3 protein-coding genes and 1 pseudogene are annotated in these 5,057 nt (G+C 31.5%); 1 reads left to right on the forward strand and 3 read right to left on the reverse strand.

Features of this window, described 5'->3' with window-relative positions:
* Positions 1–212: 212 nt before the first annotated feature.
* From H527_RS0118360 to H527_RS0118370, 3 genes are all read right to left on the reverse strand, one after another.
* Positions 213–1,100, reverse strand: coding sequence for a bifunctional 5,10-methylenetetrahydrofolate dehydrogenase/5,10-methenyltetrahydrofolate cyclohydrolase (locus H527_RS0118360; protein WP_027414015.1), 888 nt, complete (start codon positions 1,098–1,100; stop codon positions 213–215).
* 48 nt (positions 1,101–1,148) lie between these two features.
* Positions 1,149–2,477, reverse strand: coding sequence for a signal recognition particle protein (gene ffh, locus H527_RS0118365; protein WP_027414016.1), 1,329 nt, complete (start codon positions 2,475–2,477; stop codon positions 1,149–1,151).
* A 283-nt stretch (positions 2,478–2,760) separates the two neighbouring features.
* Positions 2,761–4,110: a fasciclin domain-containing protein gene (locus H527_RS0118370; protein WP_035088958.1), complete on the reverse strand. Its 1,350-nt coding sequence runs from the start codon at positions 4,108–4,110 to the stop codon at positions 2,761–2,763.
* 724 nt (positions 4,111–4,834) lie between these two features.
* Here H527_RS0118370 and H527_RS24500 point away from each other — a divergent pair.
* Positions 4,835–5,057: pseudogene (locus tag H527_RS24500) on the forward strand (IS982 family transposase); the annotation flags it as partial.

A 5,057-nucleotide genomic window follows, 5' to 3' on the forward strand; every position in this document is an offset into this window, starting at 1 on the left:
TTTAAATATTTGAATGTTAGATACTTAAATATAATGTTTTTCTGCTTTTTCTACAAGTAAAAACCCTTTTTTCTTACGTCGAACTCAGGTTTTTAAGATTACAAGACAATAATCCCCCTTTTAGAGTTTAAATCAAATCTTATCCACTATAAAACAAAAAAAAGCCTGCAAATAAAAATATATACAGGCTTATTAAGTTGTTACTATTTATTTTATTTAAGATCTCTACGATGTCTTTCTCTTGCTAATAATGTATTTTTAAGCAACATTGCAATAGTCATTGGCCCCACCCCACCAGGCACAGGAGTAATAAAAGAAGCTTTTTTACTTACATTTTCAAAATCTACGTCCCCAACAATCTTATATCCTTTTGGATTAGAATCGTCTGTAACCCTAGTTATACCCACATCAATCACTACAGCATCATCTTTTACCATTTCTGCTTTTAAGAAATCAGGAACTCCTAATGCAGAAATTACTATATCTGCCTGAGAAATAATTTGGGTTATATTCTTAGTATGACTATGCGTTAAAGTAACCGTAGAATTACCTGGCCAACCTTTTCTTCCCATTAAAATACTCATTGGTCTACCAACAATATGACTTCTACCAATAACAACAGTATGTTTTCCTTTGGTATCTACATTATAACGCTCTAACAACTCTAAAATCCCAAAAGGAGTTGCTGGGATAAAAGTGGACATATCTAATGCCATTTTACCAAAATTCATAGGATGAAAACCATCCACATCTTTATCTGGATCTACAGCTAATAATACTTTTTGCGTATCGATTTGAGGAGGCAAAGGCAATTGCACTATAAAACCATCAATATCCTCATTTTGATTTAACTCTTTTATCTTAGTTAACAGTTCAATTTCACTAGTAGTACTAGGCATTTTAACCAAAGTAGATTCAAATCCTATTCGTTCACAAGCTCTAACTTTACTACCTACATAAGTTAAACTAGCTCCGTCATTACCTACCAAAACAGCCGCAAGATGCGGCACTTTTTCGCCACGCTCCTTCATTTTAAGAACTTCCGAAGCTATTTCATCTTTGATATCGTTACTAACTTTTTTACCGTCTAATATTTCCATTCCCTTTGAGACCTTGATTGATTATTAGTTTATAATAAAAATTTTTGATTATTTCATTTTTCCCATCATCTGCATCATCCGTTTTCCACCACCACCTTGCATCATTTTCATCATCTTACTCATCTGGTCAAACTGCTTCAATAATTGATTTACCTGCTGAACTGAAGTTCCTGAACCTGCTCCAATACGTTTTTTTCTACTAGAGTTTATAATTTGTGGTTTAGTTCTTTCTTCGAGAGTCATAGAATGTATGATTGCTTCAATATGCTTAAAAGCATCATCATCTATATCCATATTCTTCATCATTTTTCCTGCTCCAGGAATCATTCCGATAAGATCTTTCATATTTCCCATTTTCTTGATCTGCTGAATTTGCTTTAAGAAATCATCAAACCCAAACTGATTTTTAGCAATTTTCTTCTGTAGTTTTCTTGCCTCTTCTTCATCAAACTGCTCTTGCGCTCTTTCTACAAGAGACACGACATCTCCCATCCCCAAAATACGATCTGCCATACGAGAAGGATAGAAAACATCAATAGCTTCCATTTTTTCTCCAGTACCTATAAATTTAATAGGCTTATTAACTACCGATTTTATTGATATCGCTGCCCCCCCTCTGGTATCTCCATCTAATTTAGTAAGAATTACTCCATCAAAATTCAACACATCATTAAAAGCTTTTGCCGTATTAACTGCATCTTGCCCAGTCATAGAATCTACTACAAATAAAGTTTCGTTTGGAGTAATAGCCTCATGAATATTTGCTATCTCTGTCATCATCACTTCATCTACAGCCAAACGTCCTGCTGTATCTATAATAACCACATTATGTCCGTTTGCTTTTGCATGTGCTATACCTGCTGTTGCTATCGCAACAGGATCATTATTGCCTTTATCACTAAAAACTTCTACATTAATCTGGTCTCCAACTACATGCAATTGATCAATTGCAGCAGGTCGATATACATCACAAGCAACAAGAAGTGGTTTCTTTGTTTTTTTTGTTTTAAGAAAATTAGCAAGCTTTCCTGAAAAAGTTGTTTTACCAGAACCTTGTAATCCAGACATTAAAATAACCGATGGCTTACCAGATAAATCTACTTCAGCAACTTCGCCTCCCATTAACTCTGTTAACTCATCTTTGACAAGTTTCACCATTAATTGCCCAGGCTTTAAGCTTTTTAAAACATTCTGTCCTAATGCTTTTTCCTTTACTGTAGCAGTAAATTCTTTTGCTATTTTATAATTTACATCGGCATCTACTAACGCTCTACGAACCTCCTTAAGTGTCTCAGCAACATTTACTTCGGTTATCTGTCCATGTCCTTTTAGGATATGTAAGGCTTTATCTAACTTATCACTTAAATTATCAAACATATATTTTCTGGTATTTTCAAAACACTATCTTTATCGATAGATCGGTTGCAAATTTAAGAATTTGAAGCGTATAAATAAAGTATACAATTACAGAATTACAGAATCCTGATTAAACATTAAAAGTTGTAAGTAAAAAGCGATCAGATAGTTCTCAAAAAACAACACATCTTTAATAATAAGACTATACTTTTTTATGTTAAAGTAATAAGAACAAACTTATTAAACAATATAAGATCAGAACCTCAAATTACAAAAAATAGATAACTCTACTTTAAAAAAAATATTATGGCGCAGGTATAAGTACTTTTCCTATTGCATGAATCACTCCATTACTTGCTTGTATATCTACCATTAAAATTTCAATATCAGCATTACCCGAACCATCAGTAAGGTTAGCAACAGCACTATTAGTTCCTGGCATAACAACCGTTAACGTTCCTCCTTCAAGAGTAGCTGGAGTTACCAAACCGTTAGAAAAGTCACTGGATCTTACATTATTTTCGGCAATAACATGGTGTTGCAATATAGGAATCAATTCATTCTCTGCTGGAACTGTAATCACATCAAAAACTGAATTTAAAGGAGCAAAAACAGTAAAAGGCGCAGGATTTGTTCCTAATGAAGTATTTAGGGTAGCTACAAAATCAGTAGAAGGAGTTAATGTTGTTAATGCAGATACTAAAGTCGAAAAATCAGGATTCGCTGTAACTAAAGTTACTACCGTTGGCAATGCAACTACATTATCTACAATATGAATAACACCATTACTGGCAATTATATCTGCAATACTTACTTTTGAAATACCATTAAAAGACACCCCATCCTCTGTATTGATATAAATACTTAAATTATTATCTGAAGAGTCATAGGTTGCAAGAGTATTATTATAGCCTGTTGACAAGTCTGTAGATTGTAGTTTACCACTAATAGTATGATTCAACAAAATCTGCTCTAATTCAATCGAAGATAACCCCGAAATATCTCCCAAAGCTGTAAAAGCTGCATTAGTTGGCGCTAAAAGGGTTAAATTACTATCTTCAACACCCAAGGCTGTTATTACTGTTGTACTATTAGCTGTTGCTATAGAAGAAAAAGAAGATAAGTTAGAATCTTTCGTAACAAAGTCTAACATTGTCGGAATATTGATTACCTTATCTACTGGATAGATTACCCCATTAGATCGATCAATATCTGCTGTAGTTACTATTGCTTCTCCATTAACCTTTATACTACTATCCGATTTTTCAATATAAGTACTAAGGTTAGCTTCATTAAGAATATAACCTGTGGTAATTTGATCTGAAATAACTATAACATTTAAAACGTGATTTAGTAATATTTTTCTTAAGTCTTCTACAGGCACATCTTCCAATGTTTTTCCTTCTAAAAAAATATCAAAAGCTGCATTATTTGGTGCAAATACTGTAAAATTTCCTGTTCCGGATAAAGTCGTAACTAAATCTGCTCTTTTCAAAGCTGTTAAAAGAGAACTATAATCTGGATTTTCTGTTATAAAATCTGCAATTGTTGTCGACTCTGAAGGAAAGATTGAATCATCATCATCACTACAGGAAAACACAATTGTAACAAAAAGAGCAATAAAAACTGTTTTAATAAAGTTTTTGAATTTCATGATTTTTTAAGATTTATTGTTTAGTGATTAAACAACTAACAAAATAAAACTCTAACCCAATTTATCGGTTTTAGTGTTATTTTAACTTTTTGTTTATTCTATACTATGACTTTTTACTCAAAAAAGGTTTCCGGTAAAAGAAATTCTTTTTATTACTAACTATAAAAAACATCTAATATTATTCTCCTAGTAATCTATCACTACATATATAATTGAAGCCAATAAATCGTCATATACTATACTGTCTTTTTCACCATTACAGTATACTACTTTTGTATTGAGCAATTTAAACTTACAGAAGTGCCTTAAATTAAGCCAGATATAAATTTGAATAATATTACATCATATTCTATATTTATAATTCTAAATTGATTCATATCATCAAACAAAAAATTGTATTAGACAAATAAAACCGACATATTCTATATTATCATCTACCTAGCTATCCCAAATTAATTATGAAATGTCGTATAAAAAGTGAAATTGCTTTTTTGTTTTATAACGCTGTGATTGATTTGCATAGCAGTAGCTATTCAAATTACGAACACAAAAACAAAACAGCTTAGACGCAACACTTTATAGTTAAATTGGTATTACAGATTTTTGTAAAAATATCTAATAACCTGAGTTCGACGTAAGAAAAAAGGGTTTTTACTTGTAGAAAAAGCAGAAAAACATTATATTTAAGTATCTAACATTCAAATATTTAAATGAATTTCTGCTTATGATTTCTAAAGATAAAATTACTGAAATTTTCTTTTCTATTGATGAATTTTGCAAGGTTTTTAACCCTGCTTTAAAGAAAAGACAGCTTACTACAGGAAAAAAGACAAGAAATAGGAAGTTTACCATGTCTGCTAGTGAAATTATAACCATTACTGTTCTATTCCATTGTAGTGGCTATAGAACCTTCAAACACTTTTATATTTTTTACGTAAAAGAGCATT

Origin of the sequence: Aquimarina muelleri DSM 19832, assembly GCF_000430665.1 — a bacterium.
In the GTDB taxonomy this organism is placed as follows: Bacteria; Bacteroidota; Bacteroidia; order Flavobacteriales; family Flavobacteriaceae; genus Aquimarina; species Aquimarina muelleri.

Bases quoted from the DNA above. Each gene is read 5' to 3' on its own strand.
- H527_RS0118360 (WP_027414015.1), bottom strand. From the start codon at position 1,100: ATGGAAATATTAGACGGTAAAAAAGTTAGTAACGATATCAAAGATGAA.
- ffh (WP_027414016.1), bottom strand. From the start codon at position 2,477: ATGTTTGATAATTTAAGTGATAAGTTAGATAAAGCCTTACATATCCTA.
- H527_RS0118370 (WP_035088958.1), bottom strand. From the start codon at position 4,110: ATGAAATTCAAAAACTTTATTAAAACAGTTTTTATTGCTCTTTTTGTT.